The following is a 26,385-nucleotide window of genomic DNA, read 5'->3' on the forward strand; positions in this document are numbered from 1 at the left end:
GGTTGCTTCTATTGAGCAGGGGCGGGGGTTTCCACCGCGTGTCTTTGTGGAGCGGGCCGAGGAAGTACGGGACGCGTTCGGGGTGTTGAAGGGGGTGTACAAGCATGCCACGCGAGAGAAGGGGCTGGCGTCGTGGTTCCGGCAGTGGGCGGACCTCGAAGAGCAGGCGATCAGCCTCTACACATGGGAGAACCGCCTGGTACCAGGTCTCCTTCAGACGGATGCGTACGCTCGCACGCTGTTCGGCGGGCGGATCCCGATGTTCACCGACTCGGAGATCGAAGCACAGGTGACAGCTCGCTTGGCGCGTCAGGCCCTGCTGGACGACCGGCCCAACACGTTGTTCAGCTTCATCATCGAAGAGCACGTTCTCAGGCGCCCGATCGGCGGAACCCACGTCATGCGGCAGCAGATCGAGCACCTTCTGGCGGCGACGGAACCGCGCAACCTGGAGTTCCAAGTGATGCCGGCGGAGCGCGGCTTCCACGCAGGCCTGAACGGCCCCATCCGCCTGCTGGAGACCCCTGACAACGAATGGTTCGCCTACTGCGAGGGACAGGAAAACAGCCAGTTCGCCACCAACCCCCAGACGATCAGCGTGCTCCACATGCGGTATGCGAAACTTCGCTCACAGGCTCTGACCCCCGAGGACTCCCGGAGCCTGCTGGAGCGGATGCGAGGAGCGCTATGACGGCCACCGAACTGGCATGGTTCAAGAGCAGCTACAGCGGCGACGACTCCGGCGACTGCGTCGAAGTCGCCACCTCCCCCATCACCATCCACGTCCGCGACTCGAAGAACACCACCGGCCCCCACCTCGCCCTCTCCCCCACCGCCTGGACGGAGTTCGTCGGGTTCGCCGCCGTCGGCTGAATCGTGGCCCGTGCCGGAATCACCGCCGACCGGCTCGTCGCGGCGGCAGCCGATCTCGCTGACGAGGTCGGGTTCGAGAACGTCACCCTGTCGGCGTTGGCCCGCCACTTCGGCGTGAAGGACGCGAGTCTGTACTCGCACGTCAGAAATCTGCACGACCTGCGCACCCGGCTCGCCCTGTACGCGGGTGCCGAGATGATCGACCGGATCGCGGCGGCCGTGGCGGGGCGGGCCGGGAAGGACGCGCTGGTGGCGTTCGCCGGGGCGTACCGGTCGTACGCGCTGGACCGGCCCGGCCGCTACGCCGCCACCCAGATCCGTATCGACCAGAGCCTGATCGCCGACTCCCCCGCCCTGCGCCGCACCGCCGAGATCACGTACGGCATGCTGCGCGCGTACGGCCTCGACGAACCCGATCTCACCGACGCCGTACGGCTGTTGCGCAGCACCTTCCACGGCTACTGCGCCCTGGAGTCGGCGGGCGGCTTCGGCGCCGCGCGTGATGTGCAGGCCTCCTGGGACAAGGCGGTCGACGCCCTGCACATCACGCTCACGCACTGGCCGCGGTAGCGGCACCCGATGGGCAGCCCTGGGCGCCGCTACCGATCTTCCTCAGGCCCGGCCGAGGTGCCGGGCGAAGAACCGGACCGCGCTGTCGGCCTCGAACCTCGGCAGTTCCTTGTGCAGGCCCGCGTTGGCGTGCAACGTCTTCTCCTTCGAGGCGAACGCGTCGAACAACGCGAGGCCGGACTCGCGCGGGATGTGCTCGTCGTCCCACTGGAGCATGAACTCGATCGGGATGGTGATCTGCTTCGCCGTCTCCGCCAGTGCGTCGGGCCAGTGGAGACCGAAGACCGCGGCGGTGATCCTGGGCTCGACCGCCGTCAGCGGCACACCGATCGCGGTGCCCATGTTCAGGCCGAAGTAGCCCACCGGCCCATCCGCGCCGATGCCCGGAAGTTCCTGGAGGGCGTCCAGGGTCGCTTGCCACTCCGGTACGGCGCGCTCGGCCAGGTGGGTGTTGTACCGGACGACGACCGGGCCTTCCGGCTCGCCGGCCGCCCTGGCCCGGTACAGCGCGGCGATCTCCTGCTCGTCGTGCGCCGTGCGCGGCCGGTCGCCGTGACCGGGCGCGTCGATGACGGCGACGTGGAAACCGCAGCCGGTCACAAGCCGGTCGGCGCGGCCTGTCATCGCCGGCCACTTCTTGTGCGTGCCGCCACCGTGGCCCATCAGTACCAGGGGCGCGCGGTCGGCACCGGATGCGGGCGACCAGAGAACGCCGGGGACCTCGCCCACGGTGAAGTCGCGTTCAACTACGCCGTTCGACGACGACTCGGCGGTGAACTGCAGGGAGTGCATTGGTTGTTGCCTTTCGGGAGCGCTTGGTTGTCGAGGCGCTCCCGGCGACATCTATGTCGATCGCCCGACCGTGACGAGAAGTGGGAGCACCCACGTCGATACAGCGTTCATGGGTCTCACCTCCTCGGGCGGTATCACGGCTGACTGGAAGCTAGCAGCCCGACACCGTCCCGCCCAACTCGTTTTCTGCCGGAGATCAGAGGCACGACGGCCTGCGCTTCCTCTCCTCCTGGACCACGGACACCATGCGCACGGCGACGCCCTAGACTGGGCTTTCCGCGGGTGTTGCGTGCCGCCTCGGGGGAGGAAGCGTCTTGTCCCAACAGCAGCTCGGACGCTGGCCGTTGCGATCAGGCGGTACGGCGCCCACACCCGCGCCGGATCCGGGCTCGCCGTCGGCGCGGTTCGTCGGCAAGCTGGCGAGTCTGGGGTGCGTGGCGGCTGGATACGGCGTATTTCAGGGCCTGTTCGGGGTGCTGCCGGACTCGCTCGGCGGAGAGGCGGCGAAGTGGCTGATCTCCGTGGTGAGCGGGGTCGGTACGATGGTGGCCGCCTGGCTGGCGGCGGCGCTGCTGCGTGCCCGGTCCGCAGGAGTGGCACGGGCGGATGCGCTGCCCGTGCGGGTGGTGCCGACCGAACTGCCGGGGCCGCTGCCCAGCGTGTTCGCGGCCGCGTACGAGGCGCTGTTCGACGGGGTGACCGTCGTGGACGATCCGGTCCGTGGGCGGCTCACCGGCTGGTCGCACTCCCTGGGCGAGGGCGCCGCGTCGCCGCCCACGGCGCTGAGCACGGCGTACGGCCTGCACATGATGCTCGACCTGGGCGTGCCCGACGGCCGTCTGAGCACCGGTGACCTGGTGGAAACGCTGTGGCGGCTGCGATTGCCGGACGGCGGCTGGTCGGCGCGGACGCAGGGGACGAAGGCACGGCCGGAGATCACGGCCCTGGTGCTGGGCGCGCTGGCCCGTGCGGGTTCGTCCGGTGACCGGCTGGCGGCCGAGGTGGACGGCTGCACCACCGGTTTCACGCGTGAACTCGACCCGGCGGGGCGGGAGTCGACGCACGTCGTCACGACCGTGCTGCGCGGTCTGCTGCGCGCTGCGCCCCGCTCACCTGTCCTGCCCGCGCTGTGCGAGGCACTGGTGGACGGGGCGGTCGACGACGAGCGCCGTGACCATCTGCGCGGCTGGGCCTACCGGTTGCACGCGCCGTACGACCGGCCGTCGGCGCTGCACACCGCGCAGGCGGTGGTCGCCCTGGACCGTGCGGCCCGGGTGCTGGGCGAGCCGGCCGGGGCGCGCGCGGCCCGTCAGGACGGGGTGCGCTGGCTGCTGTCCTGCCCGGAAGCCCGGCACGACAACTGCCCGGACGTGGCGCACCTGCGCGAGGAGGTGCGCCGTTCGCACCCCGACGACCCGGCCCGCCACGAGGTCCTGTACGTACGGCACTTCACCGCCACCTGGCTGGTGCGCGCCCTGACGACACCGGGCGCACGGGAGGTCGCCGTCGCCGACGGCCTGGAGGAGCGGTGGCGGGAGCGGCTGGCCGGGGCCTTCGCCGCGGTGTGGGCGGGGCAGACGAACGGCATCTGGAGCTGGGACCATGGTGACGGAAGCGAACTGCGGCGGCCCATGTGGATGACCTATCAAGGTCTTTCGGCGCTGCGCACCCATGCCGTATGGATGTATCGCCCGGACAATTAGTTGAAGGCACCAGAACACGGCGTTGCCGTACGGTAGTTGAAGGGTGAGTGCATGGGTGGTCGGCAGGTTCTGGCGGCGCGGCGGCTGCTGACCGAGACGCTCGGCGGCGAACTGTCCGAGGACGAGACGGTGGCCGCCGCACGTGCCGCCATCGCCGAACTCGGCTCTTCCGAGCGGCTGTTGGAGCTGATAGCCGAACTCGCTTCGGGCGAGGGCGATCCCAAGGGCTGCGCCCGGCTGTCCTACCGGCACGTCCTCGGCTTCGACAAGCTGCTGCTGATCGACGGTGGCCCCCGGCTCATGCTGCGCGCGCACATCTGGCATGCGGGTTCCGGCTCACCCGGCGAGGAGGACGTCCACAACCACCGCTCCCCGCTGGCCTCTCACGTCGTACGGGGGCGACTGGCGATGGAGCTGTACGAGGCGGTGCCACAGGGCGGCGGGATTGCAGCGGAACGATACCTGGAGTCACTGGCGGACGACGGGTCGGCGGACTGGCTGCTGCGGCCGGCGGGACCGGCGCGGCTGCGGCTGACGCATGTGGGCCAGTACGCGGCGGGCAGTTCCTACGCGCTGCCCGCGCACACCCTGCACCGGGCCTGGTGCGACACGGACGCGCCGACGGTGACCCTGTTCCTGGAGACGGGCGCCGAACGGCGACCCCACACGGATGTGTTCACGGCGGGCGGTCCGCATCCGGGGGCGGTGTCGAAGGTGCCGTTGGACGTGCCGGGCTATCTGGCGGCGCTGAGCGACCTGGCCGAGCTGCTCAGGAACTCGTACGTGTGAGGACCGCGAGGGCCTGGGACACGACGTCGCGGTTGTAGTCGTCGATCTCGACGGAGGACAGCCGGTCCGTCGGCAGCCACTCGTAGTCCTGGTCCGGCTCGGGGAGGACGACATGCCGGGTCAACGGCCTGACCAGGAAATTGTCCTGCCAGTTCTTGACCTCGTGCCCGCGGTACTCGCTGACGAAGGAGGACTCGCCGATCCGCCGGACCACCTCACCGAGCAGCCCGGTCTCCTCTTTCAGCTCGCGCAGGGCGCCGTCCTCGGGGCTCTCGCCCGCCTCCAGTTTCCCGCACGGCACGCCCCACACACGCGGCAGGAACCGCTCGCGCTCACTGCGGCGCACCAGGAGCACCCGACCCTGCTCGTCCATCACGACGGCGGCCGCCAGTCGCCTCTCGCCGGGGATGTCCATGTCCATGGTTCCTCGGTCCCTCGCCGGTGATGAGTCCAAAGGGTCTGATACCCACGAAAGTATCCACGGTACCAGGATCGGTCGAACGGGGCTGTGCGCTCGATCTCATCCGGTCCCCCGGGCGAGCGCCTGCACCTCCCCGTACGAGGGAGTCGTACCCCCACTCGGCGTACGCCCGTCCAGGATGCCCTCCACGGCGTCGAGGGCCGCGCCCAGGGCCCGCCGGTAGAGCAGCGAACCGAGACTGACGCGACGCACACCGAGCGCGGCGAGTTCGGGGAGGGCGGGACCGTCGGGCGAGTAGAGGACGTTGAGAGGGACCTCGAGGTGCCGTACGAGAGCGGTGATCCGGGCCGGATCGGTGAGCCCGGGCACGAACACCCCGTCCGCCCCGGCCTGTTGATAGGCGTCGAGGCGCTTGAGCGTCCCCTGCCCGTCTCCGAGCCAGTAGGTGTCGGTGCGGGCGTTCACGAAGAGGCCGGGAACGGCGGACTTCACGGCGGCGATTTTCGCCGCGTGCAGGTCAGCCGGCCCGAGCCCGTCCTCCAGATTGATCCCGACGGCTCCCACGGCCCACAACTCCCGTGCGAACTCGGCCACTTCCTTCGGCTCGTCGCTGAACCCGCTCTCGGCGTCGACGGAGAGCAGGAAGGGCCCGCTGCCGAGCGTGAGGGCGAGCTGCAGTGTCTGGTCCCGGGTCGCCGCCGCACCGTCGGGGAGCCCGGTGGCGGCGGCGACGCCGAGACTTGTCGTCCCGACCGCCGCGAACCCACGCGCCGCGAGGGCGGCGGCCGAGGCGTGGTCCCAGGCGTTGGGCAGGAACAGGGGCCGCCCCCACCGGTGGTGAAGACCGGCGAAGGCGGCCCCCGGGGTCGCGTGCGGCCCGGACGTGGCGGGCCCGGCATCGGTGGGCGTCGCGGGTGCGGTGTCGTGCCTCATACGGTGAACGCTAGGCCCGGGTTCCTTCGGCGCCGGCCGAAGTGTCCGCACCCGCCGCGCCCCTTCCCCCGCGTCGGCCGGCGGAGTGACCGCAGGTCCTTACGGACCTGCGGTCACCAGCAGCTCCGGCCGCTCCCACGCCGCGAAGTGACCTCCACTGGAGATCCTGTTGTATCGGTGCCGCCGCGTGGCCCCTCGAAACCGCCGTCGCCGGTATGACCGGCGCCCTCACTCGCCGCGTTCCCCCGCACTCCGCTCCACGCAGAACTCGTTGCCCTCGGGATCTGCCAGTACCGCCCAACCGGTCCCGTCGGCCCGCCGCTGATCGTCGACGAGTGTGGCCCCCAGGGCGAGCAGCCGCTCGACCTCCTCGTCGCGGGTGCGGTCCTGCGGCTGGAGGTCCAGATGAACACGGTTCTTCACGGACTTGCGCTCCGGCACGGTGACGAAGAGCAGCCCCGCCGCCTCGATCAGCGCTTCCGGGTCACCGGGACGGTCGTCCTCGTGCAGGGGCGCGCCGAGAACCCGCGACCAGAAACTGGCGAGGCCGTACGCGTCGGCGGAGTCGATCGTCATGTGGCGGATCTTGGAGGTCATGCGGGGATTGTCGTGGGTGGTGAGGGCGGGCGACAACGGGTTTGCGGGGCGGCGGACGCCGGTGAGGGCACGGCCTTCCTTCATACGATCATCGTGGGGCGGCGCACGTGACCTGGACTCCGGAGGCGTCCAGCACGGCCCGCAGCACGGCCCCCGAACTCCAGTGGATCTCCAGCCCTCCGGCCTCGTCCGTCGTCACGGAGACCAGTTCCGCGAAGGGCAGTGGGTCCGGGTCGGCGGTGAGGCGGGACAGGGCGACGAAGAGGGTGGCGGAGTCGGTCGTCGTGCCCGCGAGGTCGTCCGACAGTCCTGCCGTCGGGGCGAGTTCGGACCGTACGCCCTCCCCCGCCGCCCAGCCCGTGACCCGCACCGGTGTCCCCGCCTCCGCTCCCGACACCAGGTGCGCCCGTACCTCCACCGCGCCCTCGGCCGCCACCAGCGTGGTCACCGTGACGCCGTCGCGTACGGTGTGCCGGGAGGCCGCCCAGCCCTCCCCCACGCCCAGCGGAACGATGTCCGTACGGCCCGGATCGTCGCCGACGATCACGCTGTTGTCGTACGACGCCGACGGCCGCGTCACGGTCGAGTAGGCGAGCCGGGTGTAGTAGGGGTCGTAGCGGACGTCCTCGCTGCCGTGGTTGTGGAGGCGGACCAGGCCGTCCGAACGCGTCGACTGGAGCAGCCAGTTGGGGGCGGCGAGGGACGTGACCGCGTCGGTGCGTTCGGCGGGGCCGGCCTCTTCCGTCGCCGTCCACACCTCGTGGTCCGGTGGGAGGAGAAGGCCCACGAAGCCCTTGCTCGCCCAGTACGGGGAGGCGGGACCCGAATAGTCCTGCAGGAACGCCTCGTCGGGGCCGTGCCAGCCCAGCGACAGCAGGCCGTCGCCGTCCACCGCGCCCCGCTCCAGGAAGTACTTCAGCGCACCCGAGGCCAGCCTGCGGGTCTCGCCCGGTGACAGGGGCGTACGGCCCGTGAGCGCCCCCAGCCACAGCGGGGCCGCCGTCGCGAAACGGTAGGTCAGGGAGCGGCCCTGGAGCATGGGGGCGCCGTCACCGCCGAACAGGCGGGCGTAGTCCTCGAGGTGGCGCTCGAGCCGGCCGCCGTACAGGTCGAGCAGGTCCGTCGAGCCGGCCAGCCAGGCGTGCAGCACCGGGTAGAGGTGCATGGCCCAGCCGTTGTAGTAGTCGAAGGCGCGGCGCGGGCCGTCGCTGTACCAGCCGTCCCCGACGTACCACCGCTCGATGCGTTCCAGCCCACGGTCGATCGCCTTGCGGGCGGCCTCTGTCTCGTGGCCGATCTCCTGGAGGAAGCCGCCGACGGTGACCGGGAACAACTCCCAGTTGCACTCCCAGGGTTCGGCCGTGAGCGCGTCCGCCAGCCAGACCGCCGCCCGCTCCCGCACGGGCTCGTCCAGCCGGTCCCACAGCAGGGGTCTGGTCAGACGGAGGGCGAGCGCGATCGATGCCGCCTCGACAAGAGGCTGACTGCGGTCATCGATCCGCGGCCAGACGCCCCCGGCTCCGGCGGCGAGGCCCTCGGCGTAGCGGCCGAGCACGGTTCCGTCCTGGCGGAAGGCGGCGAGCAGGAGCGTACGGGCATAGCCCTCCAGGCCGTCGGAGAGACGGCCGGACCGGCTGACGTGGTCGCCGGGGAGGTGGTAGAGGGCACGGTCACCGGTGGCGTACGGCTCCACGGCGGCGAGCAGGGCGTCGGCGGCGGCCTCCCAGTGGGCCCGGGCGCAGCCGGTGTACGGGCTGAGCGTGCGGTCGGGGGCGGGCAGGTGCATCAGCGGCGGTTCCCTTCCGTGCGTGACCTGGGGCGCCCCGGTTCCGGTCGGAACGCCCCAGGCCTGGCCGCTGGACGCTACCGCTACGCGGAAGCGCTTTCTAGACCCCGCGGCGATTTCAGCTCCCGCGCGTCCGCTGCCGGTTGGTCGCTCCGTTTCAGGTCAACGGTTCCCGTCGGGCGGCGGCCAGCGGCCGCTCGGGGCCTCCGGGAAGCCCAGCCGGGGCGCCAGCGTCCGGGCCTCCGCCGCCCAGCCCGCAAGGAATGAGAGCGTCAATCCCCGTTCCTGGTACCGGAGTTCGGCGGACACGGTCCGCCCGCCGCCGTAGTCGAGCTGCTCCTCACCGGCTCGGGCGAGCATCAGTGCGGTGAGCCAGTCGTACTTCACGGCCGAGGCGCACACGCCGAGCCGTACGAACGCCTCGTCACCGCGCCATCCGCCCTCCCGCAGGCCGTGCAGATAGGCGGCGTACGCGGCCGCTGCGTACGCGGGCAGCCGGGCGGCCGGCAGGAACAGGTCGAAGACGGAGTCGGGAAGGTAGTTGCCGAGATCCTCACCCAGGGCACCGTCCCCGGCGAACGCCCAGTCGAAGGCTACGGAGTTGGAGCCGGCGCCGCCGTCCGCACCGTCCGTACGGACGTTCGCGGGCCACAGGTCGAGATGGCTGAAGGCGCGCGGCAGGTTCTCCATGACCTCCAGGAACCACTCCCGGTCGTGGTGCAGCCGGACCATCTCGCGGCGCAGCCCCGGCGGGAAGTGGTCACGGACGAGCGGCTGTCGCCAGGCCGCGTCGTCGTCGAGCAGTTCCTGACCGAGGGTGTTGCTGCCGACGTACTGCCGCAGGAAGCGGCGGCTCAGCCAGGGCCGGTCGCCCGGAGGCCCGGCACCCTGCGCGGCACCGAGCCGGTGGGCATGCGCGACATGCCGCTCGACCGTCCAGCCGGTGGCGGGCTCACCGGCCACGTCCTCCAGCCACAGCGCGACATCCCCGTCCGCCCGCTCGACGCTGGCCAGCAGCCGGGGCGCGCGAATGCCGTACGGCTGCCAGGTCTGGGCAAGGCCCGACTCGTAGACGTGGGCCTCGCGCCGCCAGTAGTTCCAGTGCCGGGGGTCGTTCGAGGCGGCCCAGCGGCCGTCGGCCGCCTTGCTGCGGGTGAGGACCTTCAGCACGGCGGACCGGCCACCGGCCCGCACCCGCCAGACCCCGGCGGTGACCCCGTTCCTGGGGTTGTGCACGAGGGGTTCGAGCGTGTATGCCCGGCCGCCGAGAACGTCGCGCGCCTCCCCGTCGAAGAGGTCGATGTCGGTCATGCGCCAACCCTAGGCGGTGCCCGCCACCGTGCCGCACGGCGTCGACTACCGTCGATGACATGACCGGCACCACCTCTCCCGCTCTGCGCGACGCCCTCGCCGCCGGGACTCTCGTGCTCGACGGTGGCATGTCCAACCAGCTCGAATCCGCGGGGCACGATCTGGGGGACGCGCTGTGGTCGGCGCGGCTGCTCGCCGAGCGGCCCGGGGCCGTCACCGAGGCGCACCTCGCCTACTTCCGGGCGGGCGCGAACGTGGCGATCACCGCGAGTTACCAGGCCACGTTCGAGGGGTTCGCCGCGCGCGGCATCGGCCGGACGGAGGCGGCGCGGCTGCTGGCACTCAGCGTGGACCTGGCCCGGGAGGCGGTACGGCAGGCCCGTGGCGAGGGCATCGCGCGGCCGCTGTGGGTGGCGGCGTCCGTCGGGCCGTACGGCGCGATGCTCGCGGACGGCTCGGAGTACCGCGGCCGGTACGGTCTGAGCGTCGGCGATCTGGAGCGCTTCCACCGCCCCCGGGTCGAGGTGCTCGCCGCCGCCGGCCCCGAGGTCCTGGCCCTGGAGACGGTCCCGGACACCGACGAGGCGACGGCACTGATGCGCACGGTGCGCGGCCTCGGGGTGCCGGCCTGGCTTTCGTACACGATCGACGGCGACCGCACCCGCGCCGGGCAGCCCCTGGAGGAGGCGTTCGCCCTGGCCGCCGACGCGGACGAGGTGATCGCGGTCGGCGTGAACTGCTGCGCGCCCGGGGACGTGGACCACGCGATCGAGACGGCGACCCGTGTCACCGGCAAGCCGGTCGTGGTCTACCCGAACAGCGGGGAGGGGTGGGATGCCGGTGCCCGTGCCTGGCACGGCCGCGCCACCTTCAGCGCCGAGCAGGTCAGGGCGTGGCGGGACGCGGGGGCGCGGCTGGTCGGGGGGTGCTGCCGGGTGGGGCCGGACGCGATCGCGTCGATCGCCGAGGCGTTCAACACCGGCTGAGCAACGCGCCCCGGGGGCGCGGGGCTGTACGGACATGCGGCTCCGCCGCGTGGCCGCGACCAGCCACAAGCGACCCGCACCCACCAGCCGGCAGAGCCGATCAGTGCAGACGCGCCCCCACCGTACGCCGCAGCCGCCGCACGGCGGAGGCCAGTTCCGTGCCGCGCGCGGCGAACGTCCCGTCCACCGGCGGCGCCTCGGCGTCGGCCTCCGTCGCCCACAACGCGAGCTCCGCATCCCGAGGCCCGTACGCCGTGTGCGACTCGCCGTCCCCGAAAACCCGTACCGGATGCGACGCGTCCCACGCCTCCCACCCGGGATCCCCCTCGGCTGCGAACCGGACCCACGCGCCGTGCATCTCCTCGCACAGCTCGTGCGGCCCGCCCTCCCCCGCCAGCTTGCGCGACTCGGGCGCGTCCCCGGTGTCGAAGACGAAGCCCAGTTCCAGGGCGTGGCAGGCGCCCAGGTCGGGGAGGTTGGAGGGCCAGGCGAACTCGTAGACGTACGCCGCCCCGGGGCGCGCGTCGGCCAGACGGTGCAGTGGGACGCGCAGCAGGTGGTCGGTGACCATCTGGCCGACGGTCTCGGCCGTACCGGCGTCGGGGTGCAGGGCACGGTAGCCGCGCGGCACCTCGTGGCTGCAGCGGCAGCGGGCCATGGCGCCGGCGAGCGCCACCGGGCCGAGCCGGTCGACGTGGTCGAGCAGCCCGCCCGGCACCAGCCACAGCCGGTACTCGTCCCGGGTCCAGCCCATCAGCAGTTCGACGCCCCGCGCGGCCTCCCCGTCGATCAGCGCCGACAGCGGATCGCGCGGGACGACGTCGCCGTCGACCACGATGCCGAACGCGGGGCCGCCCAGGACCGGGCTGCTCAGCCGGCCCACCTCGGCCTGGGTCTTCAGGAGCAGCTCGGGGTCGACGGCGGCGAAGGCCTCGGCGGTGGCCGGGATCTTCAGCCGGGCGGCCATCCGGCGCACCATGCGCCGTACCTTGTCCCGCTCCGACACCTCCGGCGGCCCGCTCTGCAGGACGGCCCGCCGTACCAGCCCCTGGGCCTGCGGGGCGGCGATCAGGGCACCGATGCTGATGGCGCCGGCCGACTGGCCCGCCAGGGTGATCCGGTCGGGGTCGCCGCCGAACGCCGCGATCGACTCGTGCACCCAGCGCAGCGCGGCCAGCTGGTCGTGCAGGCCCGGGTTGGCGGGGGCGTCGGGGAAGAGGCCGTAGCCCTCGACGCCGAGCCGGTAGTTCACGGAGACGAGGACGACGCCGTCGCGGGCGAACGCGTGCCCGTCGTACACCGGCACCGCCGAGGAGCCCCTGGTCAGGGCCCCGCCGTGCAGCCACACGAGAACCGGGAGCCGGGCGGCGGGACCCGGCTCCGGAGTCCACACGTTCAGGTTGAGACAGTCGTCGCCGGGCACGACCGGGTCGGACAGATAGCACGCGAAGGCGTCGGAGTACGGCGGTTTCGGCGCCGTCGGGCCGTAGGCGCCCGCGTCGCGCACGCCGTCCCAGGGCTCGGGGGGCTCCGGCGGGCGGAACCGGCGCGGGCCGAAGGGCGGGGCCGCGTACGGGATGCCGCGGAACACGGCGGCCCCGCGCTCGTACCTGCCGCGCACCGCGCCGTGCGGCGTCCTGACCACGGGGTCCGTCCGGTCTGCCGTCATCCGCCCACCAGCTCCTCACGCCCACCCACGTGCACCGGCAACAACAAAGCACTACATCGTGCGCCCGTATTCCGGTGCGCGCACGCGGTGGTGGGCCGTTCGAGTCACGGCGGCGCGGCGGTCACTCGTCGCCCACGGTCCGGGCCGCCCAGCCGATGCCGCCGCGCAGGTGGGCGAGGAAATCCCGGTCGGTGTACGCCTCCGAGGTGTGTCCCAGGGCCGTGTAGAAGACGCGTCCGGCCGCGTGCTCGCGGCACCACGCCAGCGGATGGTCGTCGCCCATGCCGCCACCGTCGTAGGACGACTCGTCCGCGCGTACGAGCACCCGTACGGCCCCGCGCGGGTTGCTCCGGAAGTCGTACCACTCGTCCGTGACGTCCCACTCGGCGGGCAGGTGCCGGGTGGCCGGATGGTCCGGGTCCTCGACGACGGCCCGGCCCGGCTGGAGTTCCGGGTGCCGGTCGAAGCGGGCGCCGAGGAGTTCGCCGTAGTACGGCCACCCGTACTCGGTGCAGGCGGCCGCGTGCACGCCGGCGAAGCCGCCGCCCGACTCCACGTAGGAAGCGAGGCGTTCGCGTCCGGCGGGTGTCAGTACGTCACCGCTGGTGGAGAGGAAGACGACGGCCGCGTAGCCGTCCAGGGGGCGTTCGAGGGCGGCCGGGTCCTCGGTGGCGTGCACTTCGAAGTCGTCGAACCCGCGTACGGCGGCGACGGCGTCCGGTATGGAGTCGTGACGGTAGTCGGTGGTGCGGGTGCAGACGAGCAGACGGGATGCCATGGCATCGCAGCCTATTGCGGGCAGTCGAGGTAGCCTCGGCCGCGATGAACGCCATTCCGCCGCTCCTGGACCATCTCGTCGTCGCGACACCCGATCTGGCCGCGACCGTCGCCGACTTCGCCCGGCGGACGGGAGTGGCGCCCGCGCCCGGCGGTGTCCATGTCGGGCTGGGCACGCGCAACCATCTGGTCTCCCTGGGCGGCAGCAGTTATCTGGAGATCATCGGCCCGGACCCGGAGCAGGCGGCCCCCGCCGGCCCGCGCCCGTTCGGGGTGGACCTGCCGGCCGGTCCGCGCACGGTTACCTGGGCGATCGCCACGCCGGACGTGGACGCGGCGGTCGCCGCGGCGCGCGCCCGCGGTTACGACCCCGGCCCCGTGCGGCCCATGAGCCGCCGCACCCCGGAGGGCACGCTGCTGGAGTGGCGGCTGACCGACGGCGCCGCCGCGCACCCCTCCGGCCTGGTCCCGTTCCTCATCGACTGGGGCGCCTCGGTCCATCCGACCGCCTCGGGCCTGCCCGTCACGCCTCTGTTGTCGGTGTCGGCGACCGCGCCGGATCCCGACGAGATCCGGCCGCTGCTCGCCGCCCTCGGCACCGGACTCGCCCTCTCCGAGGGGCCGGTGGGGTTCTCGTTCACCGTGGACAGCGTCAACGGGCCGGTGACCTTCGGCTGAGGGCGTGTCCGATTCGTTCAAGACGGGCGACCCGCGCGGCGCCTACGGTGACGGCATGACTCCACGATTCGCCGTGATCGGCGTGGTGGCCTCCGACATGGCCGCCTCGCTGGCCTTCTATCGTCGCCTCGGGCTCGTGTTCCCCGAGGGTGCCGAGGACCAACCGCACGTCGAGGCCGAACTGCCCGGTGGGCTGACCCTCGCGCTGGACACCGAGGAGACCATCCGTTCCTTCCACTCCGCGTGGCGGCCACCGACCGGCGGGGGCCGCGTCGCGCTCGCCTTCCGGTGCGGGTCGCCGGCGGAGGTGGACTCCGTGTACGACGGCCTGGTGGGCGTCGGGTACCACGGGGAGCTGAAGCCGTGGGACGCCTTCTGGGGCCAGCGGTACGCCACGGTCCTCGACCCGGACGGCAACGGCGTCGATCTGTTCGCGCCGCTACCGGCCGCCGAGTAGGTCACCCAGCGTCCGCCCCGCCAGCTCCCGTGCGTCCCGGGCCAGATGAGGCTGGTCCGCGTATCCGGCCCGGATCGCGGTCTGCGCGAGCGGCACCCCGGAGCGGGCCAGCGTGAGCGCCCGCTGCAGCCGCAGGATGCGGGCCAGGGTCTTGGGGCCGTAGCCGAAGGCGTGCAGGCAGCGGCGGTGCAACTGGCGAGATCCGAGGCCGAGTTCGTCGGCTGTGGCGGCCACCGGGCGGCCCGCGTCCAGCGCCGCGACCAGGCGGCGCAGGGCGGGGTCGGGGGCCGGTGAGCGCTCCAGGGCGATCTCCTCCAGGGCCGTCGCCGGGTCGGCTGCCGCAGCCACGCGTGCGCGCAGCCGCCGTACCTCCGCGGCGGGCCACAGGTCGGCCAGTTCCACGCGCTGGTCGCGCAGTTCGTGCGCCGGTACGCCCAGGGCTGCGGGCCCGGCGCCGGGGTGGAAGCGCAGGCCCGCCCAGCGACGGGGCGGGCCGTCGGGGACGTACGCGCGCGTGTCGGGGCCCGCGACCAGCAGCCGCCCCTCGCTCCACAGCAGGTCCATGCAGCCGTCGGGCAGCACGGGCGAGGCCGTGGGGTCGTCCGCCGTACGGCGCCAGACCACGGCCCCGCTCAGTCTCGACGCCCACTCCTCGTACACGTACGTCAGGCTACGCGCGTGCGGTGGTCCTGGGGGCTGACGCCGTAGACCCGTTTGAAGGCGCTGGACAGGGCGAAGGCGCTGCCGTAGCCGACCTGGCGTGCGATCGCCGCGACGGTGTCGTCGCTGTCGCGCAGCCGGTCCGCGGCGAGGGCGAGGCGCCAGCCGGTGAGGTAGGACATCGGGGGCTCGCCGACCAGCTCCGTGAACCGGCGGGCCAGCGCCGCCCGCGACACCCCGGCCTCGGCGGCGAGGGCGGCCACCGTCCAGGGGTGGGCCGGGTCGTCCTGGAGCAGGCGCACGACACGGCCGACCACCGGGTCGGCGAGCGCCCGGTACCAGGCGGGGGCCGCGGCCTCGGGGCGGGAGAACCACGCCCTCAGCGCAGCGATGACCAGCAGGTCGAGCAGGCGGTCGAGGACGACCTCCTGGCCGGGTTCGTCGCGGACGATCTCCTGCGCGAGGAGCGGCGTGAGCGGGCACTCCCACACGTCGGAGGTGAGCGTGAGCAGCGGGGGCAGCGCGTCCAGCAGCCGGCCGTTGATCTCGCCCCGCATGAGGTAGGTGCCGATCAGCATGACGGCGGTCCCGTCCGGGCGGTCGCCCCAGGTGCGCACGCCGAGGTCCATGGAGCCCTTCATGGACGTGCCGTCGGGGTAGTGGCATTCACCGCCGGGCAGGATCACGGCCTGCGGGGCGGTGCCGGGGTCGTCGGCGGCGGTGTAGGGGTCCGGGCCGCGCGCGATGGCCAGGTCGCCGGCCCGCAACCGTACGCGTTCGCCGCCGTCGGTCATGATCCAGGCGTCGCCGCGGACCGGCAGCATCACCGTGAGCGGGGCCCGGTCCTCCACCCGTACGGCCCAGGGCGGGTCGAAGCACGCCCGGATCAGGAAGGCGCCACGCGCACGTGGGCCCTCCAGCAGGCCTGCGAGAGCGTCCATGGGGGTCAGCGTAGACGCGCTCTTATGGGAACGAGCCGTTCAGCGATGGTCCCTTGCCCGGCCCCGGCAGTTGACTGGATGCATGACACAGAACAGTCAGGACATGACGCTGGTGGTGACGGGCGCGACGGGCCGTACGGGCAGTCGGGTCGCCGAGGCCGCGCGGGCGGCGGGGCTGACGGTCCGGCCGGCCACGCGGGCGCAGGGGTTCGACTGGGGGGACCGCTCGACCTGGGCAGACGCCCTGCGGGGCGCCGCCGCGGCGTACCTGGTGTACCCGACGGACGTGGGCTCCCCGGAGGCGGCCCGGGCGGTGGGGCTGCTCGCGCACGAGGCGATGGGGCTCGGGGTACGGCGGCTCGTGCTGCTGTCGTCGCGAGGTGAGGAGCTCGCCCGGCCCACCGAGGAGGCGCTGCGGGAGTCGGGGGCCGACTGGACGGTCGTCCGGGCCGCGTGGTTCGCGCAGAACTTCAGCGAGGGGCCGCTGGTGGAGGGGCTGCGGGAGCGCGGGGAGCTGGTGTTTCCGGGGGGTGAGGTGCGGGAGCCGTTCGTCGATGTGCGGGACATCGCGGACGTGGTGGTGGCGGTGCTCGCCGCGAGCGACCGGTACATCGGGCAGGCCCTCACCGTCTCGGGGCCGAGGCTGCTGACGTTCGGCGAGGCGGTCGCGGAGATCGCGACGGCGACGGGGCGGCCGATGACGTACCGGCCGGTGTCGCCGCGCCAGTACGGCGATCACCTGGCCGGCTTCGGTGTCCCGCCCGAGGAGGTCGAGTTCCTGGTGGACCTCTTCGAAACCCTGCTGGACGGCCGTAACGCGTACCTGTCGGACGGGGTCCAGCAGGTGCTCGGCCGCGAGCCCCGGGACTTCGCGGAGTATGCGCGGGAGGCGGCCGGGGCTGGGGCGTGGAAGGTGTGACCGTCCGGTCACTTCTCCGGTGTCCTGCGGTCGCCCGAAGTCTTGTGCGAGTGGTTCTTCACGTGGGTGCGGAGGCGGGCCGTGACGTCCTCCGGGGGAAGGAAGCGGGACCAGCGTTCCGGGAATTCCGAGGGCATGTCCGGGTCGTCGGGGTCGTGGTCGCGGGCCTCTGCCGCGCGGACCACGTACTCGGCGACCTGGGCCTCCCGCAGCCGCTCGTTGGCCGCGCGGGCCGCGGACGTGGCGGCGGCCGGCCAGACCCGGTCGATCGCGGCGTTGACCGCGGCGCCGACCAGCACCGCGAACGCGGACACACCGATCCACAGCAGCACCGCCACCGCCGCCGCCAGCGATCCGTAGATCGTCGCGCCCTCGATCGTGTTCGTGAGGTAGATGCGCAGCAGGAAGCTGCCCAGGACCCACATGGCCAGGGCGACCAGGGCGCCGGGCACGTCCTCGATCCACGGGGAGCGCACCGGCACGGACACGTGGTACAGCGTCGTCAGGAACACGATCGACAGGACGATGACGACCGGCCAGTACAGGACCTGCACCACCGTCTCCGACCAGGGCACGACCCGCACCACCGCGTCCGGTCCGGCGACCATCAGCGGCAGCGCGACCGAGCCGATCAGCAGCCCCCCGACGAACAGCAGGAACGACACCAGCCGCGTCTTCACGATGCCCCGGACGCCGTCGAGGCCGTACATCACGGTGATCGTGTCTATGAAGACGTTCACCGCCCGGGACCCCGACCACAGGGCGAACAGGAAGCCGATGGAGATGACGTCGGGCCGGCCGCCCTTCATCACGTCGTGCAGGATCGGCTCGGCGATCTCCTTGACGCCCCTGTCGGACAGGACGGTGCGGGATGCGTCCAGCAGGTTGGTCTCCAGGCTCTGGATGGTGTCGGCGCCCGTCCAGTCGTCCACATAGCCGAGCAGACCGATCAGGCTCAGCAACAGCGGCGGCACCGACAGGAGCGTGAAGAACGCCGCCTCGGCCGCGAGGCCCAGGATGCGGTACTCCAGGCACGAGTTGACGGTGTCCTTGAGCAGCAGCCAGGCGGTCCTGCGCTTGGAGACGTTCCGGTACAGGGCACGGGCCCGGTGGAGGCGCCCCGCGGGCCGCTCGGAGGATTCACTTGCTGACTGCACGATCCAACGGTATCCGGCGCGCGGCACGCTCCTCACCCCGGTGACCATCGCCGACGCCGCGCGGTAGGTTCGCAGACATGGCAGGCACCACCACGCACACCGTGACGAACCAGCCGCCTCCGCTGGTCGCGTACGACGTCTTCGCCGCCGACCGGGCCCTCGTCGAGGCCGTCGACCGGCACACCCCCGCCGATCTGCTGGACGAGGTGCGCGGCGAGCTGTCGGCGCTCGGCCGGTCCGCGGGTTCGGCGCAGTTGCAGGAGTGGGGCGCGCAGGCGAACGAGAACCCGCCCCGGCTGCGCACGCACGACCGCTACGGCCACCGCATCGACGAGGTCGACTTCCATCCGTCCTGGCACCGGCTGCTCGGCAAGGGCGTCTCGGCGGGCCTGACCGCGGCCTGGGTGCGCCCGGCCGGGCATGTGCGGCGGGCGGCCGGGTTCCTGGTGTGGACGCAGGTCGAGGCCGGCAACGGCTGCCCGCTGTCCATGACCCACGCGGCCGTGCCCGCGCTGCGCGCCGATCCCGCGCTCGCCGCCGAGTGGGAGCCGCGGCTGACGTCCACGGTCTACGACCGCGACCTTCGGCCGGCGCATCTGAAGGCCGGGGCGGTCTTCGGGATGGGCATGACGGAGAAACAGGGCGGCAGCGACGTAAGAGCGAACACGACCGAGGCGCGGCCGCTCGCCGAGGACGGGACGTACGAGCTGACCGGGCACAAGTGGTTCTGCTCGGCGCCCATGTCGGACGGTTTCCTGGTGCTCGCCCAGGCTCCGGGCGGACTGACCTGTTTCCTGGTCCCGCGCGTGCTGGCCGACGGATCCCGCAACACGTTCCTCATCCAGCGGCTCAAGGACAAGCTGGGCAACCGGTCGAACGCGTCGAGCGAGGTCGAGTTCGACGGGACCTGGGCGCGCCGGGTGGGCGAGGAGGGACGCGGAGTGCGGACCATCATCGAGATGGTCGCGGCGACCCGGCTGGACTGTGTGCTCGGCTCGGCGGGGCTGATGCGGCAGGCGGTGGCGCAGGCGGTGCACCACTGCACGTACCGGGAGGCGTTCGGCGGCCGGCTGATCGACAAGCCGCTGATGCGCAACGTCCTGGCCGACCTGGCACTGGAGTCGGAGGCTGCGACGGCGCTCGCGCTGCGCCTCGCGGCGGCCTACGACGACGGGAGCGAGCAGGAGCACGCGCTGCTGCGGCTGGCCGTGCCCGCCGCCAAGTACTGGGTGACCAAACGGTGTACGCCGGTGACGGTGGAAGCCGCCGAATGCCTGGGGGGCAACGGCTACGTCGAGGAGTCCGGGCTGCCCCGGCTGGTGCGTGAGTCGCCGCTCAATTCCGTGTGGGAGGGCGCCGGGAACGTCCAGGCGCTGGATGTGCTGCGGGCGCTGCAGCGGGAACCGCAGGCGCTGAACGCGTTCCTCGTGGAGGTCGGCCGGGCGCGCGGCGCCGATCACCGGCTGGACGCGGCGGTCAAGAGCCTGCTGGTCGAACTCGGCGAGCTGGAGGGCGTCGAGGGACGGGCCCGGCGGCTGGTGGAGCGGATGGCGCTGGTGCTCCAGGGCTCGCTGCTGGTGCGGTACGCGCCGCCGGAGGTCGCCGACGCGTTCTGCGCGTCCCGGCTGGGCGGCGACTGGGGTTCCGCCTTCGGGACGCTGCCGTACACCCTGGATCTGGCGTCAGTGGTGGAACGGGCCCGTCCGGTCTCCTGACCTGCGGCCCGGGTGCGGTGGGCGCGCCGCGGGGGTGGTGCTGCGCCGACACGGCACCACCCCCGCCCCGGGCCAGTGCGAGGCCCCGAACGCCGCCGTCTGGGGCGGCGCTGCTCAAGTTTCAATCACCCTCCGGGCGTTCACCAGGGTTGCAAAGGGTTGCAACTTGTCGGCGGGTGTGTGCGGAGTGTGTGCCTCCGGCCTGCCGGAGCGGCAGTATGAGATCGAACAGTCGGATCGGAACCCGCCGCCCGGACGACTTGAAGTACGAGTGTTCGTTGCACTCCGGGAGGGAACCCCTGTGGCGAACCCGCCGATGAACGTCGCGCGACTGGCCGCCGTGGACGCGGCGCAGGCGGCGCGGCTGCTCAGCGAGGTGCGCGAGGCCGCGCTCGCGGGCCAGCGGTCGCGCATCGCGCCGCGCCCGGTGATCGAGGAGTCCTGGGGGCGCGTGCTGCGCAACGGTGTGGACCCGGACCGGGAGACCCATCCCGGGATGCTCAGCACCGACGAGGTGCGGCGCAGACGGGAGGAGTCACCGCTGCGGCATGTGCTGCCGGTGCTGCGGGAGGGGCTGCTCTCGGTCGCGGACGTCGCCCAGCACATCATGGTCGTCGCGGACGCGGACGGCCGGGTGCTGTGGCGCGAGGGCTGTTCTCCCGTGCTCCGCAAGGCCGACGGCCTCGGCTTCGAGCCCGGCGCGGACTGGGGGGAGGACGCCGTCGGCACCAACGGGGTGGGCACCGCGGTCGTGGTGCGCAGGCCCGTCCAGGTCTTCGCCGCCGAGCACTTCAGGCGCGCGCACACCTCCTGGACGTGCACCGGCGCCCCGATCACCGACCCGCGCGACGGCCGGCTGCTCGGTGTGGTGGACGTCAGCGGCCCGCTGGAGACGATGCATCCGGCCACGCTGGCCTGGGTCGACTCGGTGGCCAAGCTGGCGGAGGCACGGCTGCGGGAGCTGCACCTGGCCTCGCTGGAGCGGCTGCGTGCCGTCGCGGCGCCGGTCCTCGCACGGGTCGAGGGGCGCGCGTTGGTGGTGGACGCGACCGGCTGGACCGCGGCGGTCACGGGGATGCCGTACACGCAGCGGGTGGCGCTGCCCAAGTCGCTGTCCCCGGGCCTGAGATGGCTGCCGGCGCTGGGGCCGTGCTCGGTGGAGCCGCTGGCGGACGGCTGGCTGGTGCGCGCGGTCTCCGAGACGGCACTGCCGTCGGGGGCGGGCGCGGTGGTCCTCGATCTGGCGCAGCCACGCCGCTGGTCGGTGTCGGTGTCGGGCGGCGCGGGCTCCTGGTCGCGCGAACTGACTCCGCGGCATGCCGAGTTGCTCTGTCTGCTCGCCGCGCACCGCTCGGGGCGCAGCGCGGCGGGCCTGGCCGAGGACATGTTCGGCGACCCATCCCGCACGGTGACGGTCCGCGCGGAGATGTCGCGAGTGCGGCGGTATCTCGGGACGCTCCTCGAACATCGGCCGTATCGTTTCTGCGAGGACATCGACGTCGAGGTGCTGCTGCCCGACGACCCGCGTGACCTGCTGCCGCACTCCGCGGCTCCGGCGGTCCTGGCGGCCCGGTCGGCCGGGCGCATGCCGTGACAGGGTAGAGCCTCTGGCATATGCGCACACCCGATTCGGCACATCCGGGTGGCATCTTCCGCATATTTGCGGGGTCTTCGGCCGCGGCGACCCCCGGCTGCCGTAGCATCCCGGTACGGGCCTCCCCACCTGCGCCCCGGTCAACACAAGTACCACCGGCCGCAGTTGGCCCGCCTCGGGAGGAACTATGAAGCATCGCGGCAGACATCGCCGGCGCAAACGGGGACAGGCGCTGCGCGCCGTCCTGGCCGGGGCCGCCCTCGCTCTCACCGCGGCCGCCACCCTGATCAGCACCTCGCAGGCCGGGGTCGCCGACCGTCCGGGCGCGCTGGAGCCGCTGACCTCCCCCGCCGCTACCGCCGAACTGCGGCTCCAGGAGCGGCTGGTGCCGCCCCGCACGCTGAACCGGCTGGCCCGGGCGATGGGCCGGCCCGTCGGCGTGGACGCCGTGCTGAAGAGCGCCGACCGCACCCTGCGCCCCGGCGCCGGCTGCACCTCCGCCGACCACGAGTCGCTGCCCGTGACCCCCGAGGCCGAGCGGGCGTACTGCTGGGACCCGGCCGACACCGCCACGGAGGACTGGCGCCCGGCGTCGGTGACCACCTCCGGGGACGCGGACGACGACGGCCTGTGGGGCGCGGACCGGGTCATCCTCGCGGGCTGGAGCCACAGCACGACGAGCGGGCCCACCGCCGACCGGGGCCTGGCCCGCGTCGCGTTCGTCGACGCCGCCGACCCGGTCCGCCCCGTCTACCGCTGGGTGCTGCTGGTGGTCCCGACGGAGGGCGGCCGGGACTACCGCGGCCTCGTCTCGCAGGTCTCCGGCATGGCGTGGTACCAGGACAAGCTGCTGGTCACCACCACGGCCGGGGACACGAACGCGTTGTACGTGTACGACCTGCACCGCATCCAGCGCACGACGGTCGCCGCCGCGGCCGTCGGCCGGGTGCCCGGCGGCTGGTCCGCCGGCGGCTACGGCTATGCGATGCCCGCCGTGGGCGCGTACCGCTTCTCCGCCGGACCGTGCACCACGACCCGCTCGCCCTGCCCGGCCGGCATCTCCCTGGACCGCAGCACGTCGCCGGACAGCCTGGTCCTCGGCGAGTGGACGCCCGCCGACAGCGACCGGCACGCGCGTCTGTGGCGCTACTCCTTCAGCTCGGCCCCCAGCCGCGGCGGTCTGCTCGCGACGGACGTGCGGGGGCAAGTGAGCGCGGTCGAGGCGTACGAGACCCGGGCGAACGGGATCCGCGGCGTCCTCTCCCACCGCCCGCCCGGCGCGGACCGCTCCGAGTGGTACGTCGGACATCTGCCGAGGACGCCGGACGGGCACGGCTGCATGTGGCGCCAGACGACCTCGGGGACCCGGGCGGCCCGCTGCGGCGCGGACGCCACGCACCGTTGCTGGGGAGAGGGCGCAGGCTCGCTGTCGTACTGGCAGGGGACCGGCGAGGTCTGGTCGGTCACGGACCGGATGCTGTTCTCCGTGCCGCTGCCGTCGATCGACAGGTCACTGGGGTAGATGGTTCCCTGGCGTCCATGAGCGCCGTCACCGTCACCACCTGGTCCCTGGAGCAGACGTCCCCGATCGACCTGCTGCCCGCCGCCGCCCCCGAGGGCGACGTCCGCATCGTCCGCTCCGAGGTCCCCTCCCCCGAGTTCAGCCGCTTCCTGTACGCCTCGGTCGGCGGTGACATCCACTGGACCGACCGGCTCAGCTGGAGCCGCGCCCGCTGGCAGGAGCACCTGGACCGGCCCGGCGTGGAGACCTGGGTCGCCCTCGACCGGGGCACGCCCGCGGGGTACGTGGAGCTGGAACCGCAGGACGACGGCGTGGTGGAGATCGTCTACTTCGGGCTGCTCCCGGACTTCCGCGGGCGGCGGATCGGCGGCCATCTGCTGGCGTACGGCGCCGCCCGCGCCTGGGACCTCGCGGACCGCTGGCCGGGCCTCGCGGGCACGAAGCGGGTGTGGCTGCACACCTGCAGCAAGGACGGCGAGCACGCGATGGGCAACTACCAGCGGCGCGGCTTCAAGCTGTTCGACACCAAGGTCGAGGAGGAGGCCGAGGCACCCACACCCGGCCCCTGGCCCGGCGCGTACACCACCTGACCTGCACGGACACAAACCCTTTCGGCCGGATCGGACTCGGTGTGACCACCGGCACTCTTGTCTCGCAAGTCGAGACAAGCCTGTCCGCATGCTGGAAGAAGCTGGACTGGGTCCAGAACGCCGTGACACGCTGCCGTCATGTCTGGAACTGGAATTGCCTTGGTGAGTCGGCGGCACGTCGACCTCGGCCGCATGTCCAGCGCCATCTGTCCGGCGAGCTGACAGCCCCAGCGACGCCGACTTCCCTCGTTTCTGCTTCATCCTGCGCAATGCCGCGCACGTATGTCCTCATGCGTGCGTGTCCGCAGGTCAGAGCCGCATTCCACCGGTCCCGAAGGACGTAATCATCATGGCCGCCACCCCACCGAAGCCTGCCGCCGCCGCGCCCCGCCGCAAGGTGAGCCGTCACCGCGGCGAGGGCCAGTGGGCCGCGGGGCACTTCACCCCGCTCAACGGCAACGAGCAGTTCAAGAAGGACGACGACGGTCTCAACGTGCGGACACGCATTGAGACGATCTACTCCAAGCGCGGCTTCGACTCGATCGACCCCAACGACCTGCGCGGCCGTATGCGCTGGTGGGGGCTGTACACCCAGCGCCGTCCCGGGATCGACGGCGGCAAGACCGCGATCCTGGAGCCGGAGGAGCTGGACGACGAGTACTTCATGCTGCGGGTCCGCATCGACGGCGGTCGGCTCACCACGGACCAGCTGCGGGTGATCGGCGAGATCTCGCAGGAGTTCGCGCGCGGCACCGCCGACATCACCGACCGGCAGAACGTGCAGTACCACTGGATCCGCATCGAGGACGTGCCGGAGATCTGGCAGCGCCTCGAGGCCGTCGGGCTGTCCACCACCGAGGCCTGCGGTGACACGCCCCGCGTCATCCTCGGCTCGCCCGTCGCCGGCATCGCCGAGGACGAGATCATCGACGGCACCCCGGCCATCGAGGAGATCCACCGCCGGGTCATCGGCAACCCGGCGTACTCGAACCTGCCGCGCAAGTTCAAGACCGCGGTCTCCGGCTCGCCGCTGCTCGACGTGGCGCACGAGATCAACGACGTCGCCTTCGTCGGTGTCGTCCACCCCGAGCACGGCCCCGGCTTCGATCTGTGGGTCGGCGGCGGCCTGTCCACCAACCCGAAGATCGGCGTGCGGCTCGGTGCCTGGGTGCCGCTGGACGAGGTGCCCGACGTCCACGAGGGCGTCACCTCGATCTTCCGCGACTACGGCTACCGGCGGCTGCGCACGCGCGCCCGGCTGAAGTTCCTGGTCGCCGACTGGGGTGCGGAGAAGTTCCGGCAGGTGCTGGAGGACGAGTACCTGAAGCGCAAGCTCGTCGACGGACCGGCGCCCGCACAGCCCGTGGAGCGCTGGCGCGACCACGTCGGTGTGCACCGGCAGCAGGACGGGCGTTTCTACGTCGGTTTCGCGCCGCGTGTCGGCCGTATCGACGGCGCTCTCCTGTCGAAGATCGCCGACCTGGCGGAGGCCCATGGCTCGGGCCGGGTGCGCACCACCGTCGAGCAGAAGATGATCGTGCTCGATGTCGAGGAGGCGCAGGTCGAGTCGCTGGTCGAGGGCCTGGAGTCGTTGGACCTCACGACCAGGCCGTCGCCGTTCCGGCGCGGCACCATGGCGTGCACCGGTATCGAGTTCTGCAAGCTAGCGATCGTCGAGACGAAGGCGCGCGGCGCCTCGCTGATCGACGAACTGGAGCGCCGTATCCCGGAGTTCGACGAGCCGATCACCATCAACCTCAACGGCTGCCCGAACGCCTGCGCCCGGATCCAGGTGGCGGACATCGGTCTCAAGGGTCAGCTGGTCCTCAACGACAAGGGCGAGCAGGTCGAGGGCTTCCAGGTGCACCTGGGCGGCGCGCTGGGCCTGGAGGCCGGGTTCGGCCGCAAGGTCCGCGGTCTGAAGGTGACCTCGGAGGAACTGCCGGACTACATCGAGCGGGTGCTGAAGCGGTTCCAGGCGGAGCGCGAGGACGGCGAGCGGTTCGCCACCTGGGCTTCCCGGGCTTCCGAGGAGGCCTTGTCGTGAGCGAGCGTGCCGCCCCGTTCTACTGCCCCTACTGCGGCGACGAGGACCTGCGTCCGAGCGAGCAGGGCCACGGCGCCTGGGAATGCGCGGCGTGCAACCGCGCATTCCAGCTGAAGTTCCTCGGGCTGCTGGCCCGGAACGTTCAGCGAACGGACACCGGAGGGGACTCGATATGACGACCGCTCAGGAAACGTGTACCGACGACGAGTTGAAGGCGCTCGCCGAACAGGCGGGCCGTGATCTGGAGGACGCCTCCGCCCTGGAGATCCTCCAGTGGGCGACGGACACGTTCGGCAAGGACTTCTGCGTGACCTCCTCCATGGAGGACGCGGTGGTGTCCCATCTGGCGTCCCGTGTCCAAAAGGGCGTGGACGTCGTGTTCCTCGACACCGGCTACCACTTTCCCGAGACGATCGGCACCCGGGACGCGGTCGCGGCCGTGATGGACGTCAACGTCATCACGCTCACCCCGCGCCAGACCGTCGCCGAGCAGGACGCGGAGTACGGCCCGAAGCTGCACGACCGCGACCCCGACCTGTGCTGCAAGCTGCGCAAGGTCCAGCCGCTCGAGGAGGGCCTCAAGGGCTACCGGGCCTGGGCGACGGGCCTGCGCCGCGACGAGTCGCCGACGCGGGCGAACACCCCGGTGGTCGGCTGGGACGAGAAGCGCCGCAAGGTCAAGATCTCCCCCATCGCCCGCTGGACCCAGGACGACGTGGACGCCTACGTCGCCGAACACGGCGTACTGACGAACCCGCTACTGATGGACGGCTACGCCTCCGTCGGCTGCGCCCCCTGCACCCGCCGGGTCCTGGCGGGCGAGGACGCGCGGGCCGGCCGCTGGGCGGGGCGCGCGAAGACCGAGTGCGGGCTGCACGGCTGAGATGACAGAGACACA

The 26,385-nt window shown here is 72.4% G+C and carries 28 protein-coding genes; 17 read left to right on the top strand and 11 right to left on the bottom strand.

The window, feature by feature from the left end:
* Positions 1 to 46: 46 nt before the first annotated feature.
* The 3 genes from IEZ19_RS17690 to IEZ19_RS17700 are packed head-to-tail and all read left to right on the top strand — an operon-like array spanning position 47 to position 1,443.
* Positions 47 to 691: a DUF5753 domain-containing protein gene (locus tag IEZ19_RS17690; RefSeq protein WP_189312164.1), complete on the top strand. Its 645-nt coding sequence runs from the start codon at positions 47 to 49 to the stop codon at positions 689 to 691.
* The gene (locus tag IEZ19_RS17695) at positions 688 to 873 is read left to right on the top strand and encodes a DUF397 domain-containing protein (protein WP_189312165.1); all 186 of its coding nucleotides are present in this window, start codon (positions 688 to 690) and stop codon (positions 871 to 873) included. The genes IEZ19_RS17690 and IEZ19_RS17695 overlap by 4 nt, the downstream gene beginning before the upstream one ends.
* 3 nt (positions 874 to 876) lie before the next feature.
* Positions 877 to 1,443, top strand: a complete 567-nt coding sequence (locus IEZ19_RS17700) for a TetR-like C-terminal domain-containing protein (protein ID WP_189312166.1) — start codon at positions 877 to 879, stop codon at positions 1,441 to 1,443.
* Between the two features lie 42 nt (positions 1,444 to 1,485).
* Here IEZ19_RS17700 and IEZ19_RS17705 read toward each other — a convergent pair whose 3' ends face one another.
* Positions 1,486 to 2,235, bottom strand: coding sequence for an alpha/beta hydrolase (locus IEZ19_RS17705; RefSeq protein ID WP_189312167.1), 750 nt, complete (start codon positions 2,233 to 2,235; stop codon positions 1,486 to 1,488).
* 314 nt (positions 2,236 to 2,549) lie between these two features.
* Between IEZ19_RS17705 and IEZ19_RS17710 the strand changes: the two genes are divergently transcribed.
* Together IEZ19_RS17710 and IEZ19_RS17715 are read left to right on the top strand one after the other, a co-directional pair.
* A complete protein-coding gene (locus IEZ19_RS17710) occupies positions 2,550 to 3,938 on the top strand; it encodes a prenyltransferase/squalene oxidase repeat-containing protein (RefSeq protein WP_189312168.1) in 1,389 nt (462 codons plus the stop codon).
* Between the two features lie 51 nt (positions 3,939 to 3,989).
* A complete protein-coding gene (locus IEZ19_RS17715; RefSeq protein ID WP_189312169.1) occupies positions 3,990 to 4,727 on the top strand; it encodes a hypothetical protein in 738 nt (245 codons plus the stop codon).
* Here IEZ19_RS17715 and IEZ19_RS17720 read toward each other — a convergent pair.
* The 5 genes from IEZ19_RS17720 to IEZ19_RS17740 all read right to left on the bottom strand — a co-directional run bounded on the left by IEZ19_RS17720 (position 4,708) and on the right by IEZ19_RS17740 (position 9,775).
* Complete coding sequence (locus tag IEZ19_RS17720; protein WP_373296996.1) at positions 4,708 to 5,148, bottom strand: NUDIX hydrolase; 441 nt, start codon at positions 5,146 to 5,148, stop codon at positions 4,708 to 4,710. The two genes, IEZ19_RS17715 and IEZ19_RS17720, sit on opposite strands and share 20 nt — an antisense overlap.
* Before the next feature lie 99 nt (positions 5,149 to 5,247).
* The gene (locus IEZ19_RS17725) at positions 5,248 to 6,081 is read right to left on the bottom strand and encodes an isocitrate lyase/PEP mutase family protein (RefSeq protein ID WP_189312170.1); all 834 of its coding nucleotides are present in this window, start codon (positions 6,079 to 6,081) and stop codon (positions 5,248 to 5,250) included.
* 228 nt (positions 6,082 to 6,309) lie between these two features.
* A complete protein-coding gene (locus IEZ19_RS17730; protein WP_189312344.1) occupies positions 6,310 to 6,678 on the bottom strand; it encodes a VOC family protein in 369 nt (122 codons plus the stop codon).
* Between the two features lie 88 nt (positions 6,679 to 6,766).
* On the bottom strand, positions 6,767 to 8,464 hold the full coding sequence (locus IEZ19_RS17735; protein WP_189312171.1) for a DUF2264 domain-containing protein: 1,698 nt from the start codon (positions 8,462 to 8,464) through the stop codon (positions 6,767 to 6,769).
* 162 nt (positions 8,465 to 8,626) lie between these two features.
* Complete coding sequence (locus IEZ19_RS17740) at positions 8,627 to 9,775, bottom strand: aminoglycoside phosphotransferase family protein (protein ID WP_189312172.1); 1,149 nt, start codon at positions 9,773 to 9,775, stop codon at positions 8,627 to 8,629.
* A 59-nt stretch (positions 9,776 to 9,834) separates the two neighbouring features.
* Here IEZ19_RS17740 and mmuM point away from each other — a divergent pair, with 59 nt between their 5' ends.
* On the top strand, positions 9,835 to 10,761 hold the full coding sequence (gene mmuM, locus IEZ19_RS17745) for a homocysteine S-methyltransferase (RefSeq protein ID WP_189312173.1): 927 nt from the start codon (positions 9,835 to 9,837) through the stop codon (positions 10,759 to 10,761).
* 100 nt (positions 10,762 to 10,861) lie between these two features.
* On the opposite strand, the gene IEZ19_RS17750 is transcribed toward mmuM, so the two are convergent.
* Together IEZ19_RS17750 and IEZ19_RS17755 are read right to left on the bottom strand one after the other, a co-directional pair.
* The gene (locus IEZ19_RS17750) at positions 10,862 to 12,430 is read right to left on the bottom strand and encodes a carboxylesterase/lipase family protein (RefSeq protein WP_189312174.1); all 1,569 of its coding nucleotides are present in this window, start codon (positions 12,428 to 12,430) and stop codon (positions 10,862 to 10,864) included.
* A 121-nt stretch (positions 12,431 to 12,551) separates the two neighbouring features.
* On the bottom strand, positions 12,552 to 13,208 hold the full coding sequence (locus IEZ19_RS17755; protein WP_189312175.1) for a ThuA domain-containing protein: 657 nt from the start codon (positions 13,206 to 13,208) through the stop codon (positions 12,552 to 12,554).
* Positions 13,209 to 13,252: 44 nt separating this feature from the next.
* Here IEZ19_RS17755 and IEZ19_RS17760 point away from each other — a divergent pair, with 44 nt between their 5' ends.
* Complete coding sequence (locus IEZ19_RS17760; protein WP_189312176.1) at positions 13,253 to 13,885, top strand: VOC family protein; 633 nt, start codon at positions 13,253 to 13,255, stop codon at positions 13,883 to 13,885.
* A 55-nt stretch (positions 13,886 to 13,940) separates the two neighbouring features.
* Positions 13,941 to 14,342 (top strand): VOC family protein, encoded by a 402-nt coding sequence (locus IEZ19_RS17765; RefSeq protein ID WP_189312345.1) that lies wholly within the window; start codon positions 13,941 to 13,943, stop codon positions 14,340 to 14,342.
* Here the strand turns inward: IEZ19_RS17765 and IEZ19_RS17770 are convergent.
* Positions 14,325 to 15,002, bottom strand: coding sequence for a helix-turn-helix domain-containing protein (locus IEZ19_RS17770; protein ID WP_189312177.1), 678 nt, complete (start codon positions 15,000 to 15,002; stop codon positions 14,325 to 14,327). The two genes, IEZ19_RS17765 and IEZ19_RS17770, sit on opposite strands and share 18 nt — an antisense overlap.
* A 5-nt stretch (positions 15,003 to 15,007) precedes the next feature.
* Positions 15,008 to 15,943: an AraC family transcriptional regulator gene (locus tag IEZ19_RS17775; protein ID WP_189312178.1), complete on the bottom strand. Its 936-nt coding sequence runs from the start codon at positions 15,941 to 15,943 to the stop codon at positions 15,008 to 15,010.
* Positions 15,944 to 16,025: 82 nt separating this feature from the next.
* Between IEZ19_RS17775 and IEZ19_RS17780 the strand changes: the two genes are divergently transcribed.
* Complete coding sequence (locus tag IEZ19_RS17780) at positions 16,026 to 16,862, top strand: Rossmann-fold NAD(P)-binding domain-containing protein (protein WP_189312179.1); 837 nt, start codon at positions 16,026 to 16,028, stop codon at positions 16,860 to 16,862.
* Between the two features lie 8 nt (positions 16,863 to 16,870).
* Here the strand turns inward: IEZ19_RS17780 and IEZ19_RS17785 are convergent, their stop codons facing one another.
* The gene (locus tag IEZ19_RS17785) at positions 16,871 to 18,019 is read right to left on the bottom strand and encodes a YihY/virulence factor BrkB family protein (protein WP_189312180.1); all 1,149 of its coding nucleotides are present in this window, start codon (positions 18,017 to 18,019) and stop codon (positions 16,871 to 16,873) included.
* A 77-nt stretch (positions 18,020 to 18,096) separates the two neighbouring features.
* Here IEZ19_RS17785 and IEZ19_RS17790 point away from each other — a divergent pair, with 77 nt between their 5' ends.
* The 8 genes from IEZ19_RS17790 (at position 18,097) to IEZ19_RS17820 (ending at position 26,370) form a co-directional block, all read left to right on the top strand.
* Entirely contained in the window at positions 18,097 to 19,734 is a 1,638-nt protein-coding gene (locus IEZ19_RS17790) for an acyl-CoA dehydrogenase family protein (protein WP_189312181.1), read from the top strand.
* Between the two features lie 316 nt (positions 19,735 to 20,050).
* On the top strand, positions 20,051 to 21,328 hold the full coding sequence (locus IEZ19_RS17795) for a GAF domain-containing protein (protein WP_189312346.1): 1,278 nt from the start codon (positions 20,051 to 20,053) through the stop codon (positions 21,326 to 21,328).
* A 187-nt stretch (positions 21,329 to 21,515) separates the two neighbouring features.
* Entirely contained in the window at positions 21,516 to 22,850 is a 1,335-nt protein-coding gene (locus IEZ19_RS17800) for a hypothetical protein (protein ID WP_189312182.1), read from the top strand.
* Positions 22,851 to 22,867: 17 nt separating this feature from the next.
* On the top strand, positions 22,868 to 23,440 hold the full coding sequence (locus IEZ19_RS17805; protein ID WP_189312183.1) for a GNAT family N-acetyltransferase: 573 nt from the start codon (positions 22,868 to 22,870) through the stop codon (positions 23,438 to 23,440).
* Positions 23,441 to 23,578: 138 nt separating this feature from the next.
* Positions 23,579 to 23,662 (top strand): putative leader peptide, encoded by an 84-nt coding sequence (locus IEZ19_RS53485; protein ID WP_309486338.1) that lies wholly within the window; start codon positions 23,579 to 23,581, stop codon positions 23,660 to 23,662.
* Between the two features lie 127 nt (positions 23,663 to 23,789).
* A complete protein-coding gene (locus IEZ19_RS17810; RefSeq protein WP_189312184.1) occupies positions 23,790 to 25,487 on the top strand; it encodes a nitrite/sulfite reductase in 1,698 nt (565 codons plus the stop codon).
* A complete protein-coding gene (locus tag IEZ19_RS17815) occupies positions 25,484 to 25,663 on the top strand; it encodes a hypothetical protein (RefSeq protein WP_189312185.1) in 180 nt (59 codons plus the stop codon). The genes IEZ19_RS17810 and IEZ19_RS17815 overlap by 4 nt, the downstream gene beginning before the upstream one ends.
* Entirely contained in the window at positions 25,660 to 26,370 is a 711-nt protein-coding gene (locus tag IEZ19_RS17820) for a phosphoadenylyl-sulfate reductase (protein WP_189312186.1), read from the top strand. The genes IEZ19_RS17815 and IEZ19_RS17820 overlap by 4 nt, the downstream gene beginning before the upstream one ends.
* Positions 26,371 to 26,385: the final 15 nt, after the last annotated feature.

This window comes from Streptomyces brasiliensis (assembly GCF_014647875.1).
Taxonomy (GTDB): Bacteria; Actinomycetota; Actinomycetes; order Streptomycetales; family Streptomycetaceae; genus Streptomyces; species Streptomyces brasiliensis.

Bases quoted from the DNA above. Each gene is read 5' to 3' on its own strand.
- IEZ19_RS17695 (WP_189312165.1), top strand. From the start codon at position 688: ATGACGGCCACCGAACTGGCATGGTTCAAGAGCAGCTACAGCGGCGAC.
- IEZ19_RS17705 (WP_189312167.1), bottom strand. From the start codon at position 2,235: ATGCACTCCCTGCAGTTCACCGCCGAGTCGTCGTCGAACGGCGTAGTT.
- IEZ19_RS17715 (WP_189312169.1), top strand. From the start codon at position 3,990: ATGGGTGGTCGGCAGGTTCTGGCGGCGCGGCGGCTGCTGACCGAGACG.
- IEZ19_RS17720 (WP_373296996.1), bottom strand. From the start codon at position 5,148: ATGGACATGGACATCCCCGGCGAGAGGCGACTGGCGGCCGCCGTCGTG.
- IEZ19_RS17725 (WP_189312170.1), bottom strand. From the start codon at position 6,081: ATGAGGCACGACACCGCACCCGCGACGCCCACCGATGCCGGGCCCGCC.
- IEZ19_RS17730 (WP_189312344.1), bottom strand. From the start codon at position 6,678: ATGACCTCCAAGATCCGCCACATGACGATCGACTCCGCCGACGCGTAC.
- IEZ19_RS17735 (WP_189312171.1), bottom strand. From the start codon at position 8,464: ATGCACCTGCCCGCCCCCGACCGCACGCTCAGCCCGTACACCGGCTGC.
- IEZ19_RS17740 (WP_189312172.1), bottom strand. From the start codon at position 9,775: ATGACCGACATCGACCTCTTCGACGGGGAGGCGCGCGACGTTCTCGGC.
- mmuM (WP_189312173.1), top strand. From the start codon at position 9,835: ATGACCGGCACCACCTCTCCCGCTCTGCGCGACGCCCTCGCCGCCGGG.
- IEZ19_RS17750 (WP_189312174.1), bottom strand. From the start codon at position 12,430: ATGACGGCAGACCGGACGGACCCCGTGGTCAGGACGCCGCACGGCGCG.
- IEZ19_RS17755 (WP_189312175.1), bottom strand. From the start codon at position 13,208: ATGGCATCCCGTCTGCTCGTCTGCACCCGCACCACCGACTACCGTCAC.
- IEZ19_RS17760 (WP_189312176.1), top strand. From the start codon at position 13,253: ATGAACGCCATTCCGCCGCTCCTGGACCATCTCGTCGTCGCGACACCC.
- IEZ19_RS17765 (WP_189312345.1), top strand. From the start codon at position 13,941: ATGACTCCACGATTCGCCGTGATCGGCGTGGTGGCCTCCGACATGGCC.
- IEZ19_RS17775 (WP_189312178.1), bottom strand. From the start codon at position 15,943: ATGGACGCTCTCGCAGGCCTGCTGGAGGGCCCACGTGCGCGTGGCGCC.
- IEZ19_RS17780 (WP_189312179.1), top strand. From the start codon at position 16,026: ATGACACAGAACAGTCAGGACATGACGCTGGTGGTGACGGGCGCGACG.
- IEZ19_RS17790 (WP_189312181.1), top strand. From the start codon at position 18,097: ATGGCAGGCACCACCACGCACACCGTGACGAACCAGCCGCCTCCGCTG.
- IEZ19_RS17795 (WP_189312346.1), top strand. From the start codon at position 20,051: ATGAACGTCGCGCGACTGGCCGCCGTGGACGCGGCGCAGGCGGCGCGG.
- IEZ19_RS17800 (WP_189312182.1), top strand. From the start codon at position 21,516: ATGAAGCATCGCGGCAGACATCGCCGGCGCAAACGGGGACAGGCGCTG.
- IEZ19_RS17805 (WP_189312183.1), top strand. From the start codon at position 22,868: ATGAGCGCCGTCACCGTCACCACCTGGTCCCTGGAGCAGACGTCCCCG.
- IEZ19_RS53485 (WP_309486338.1), top strand. From the start codon at position 23,579: ATGTCTGGAACTGGAATTGCCTTGGTGAGTCGGCGGCACGTCGACCTC.
- IEZ19_RS17810 (WP_189312184.1), top strand. From the start codon at position 23,790: ATGGCCGCCACCCCACCGAAGCCTGCCGCCGCCGCGCCCCGCCGCAAG.
- IEZ19_RS17820 (WP_189312186.1), top strand. From the start codon at position 25,660: ATGACGACCGCTCAGGAAACGTGTACCGACGACGAGTTGAAGGCGCTC.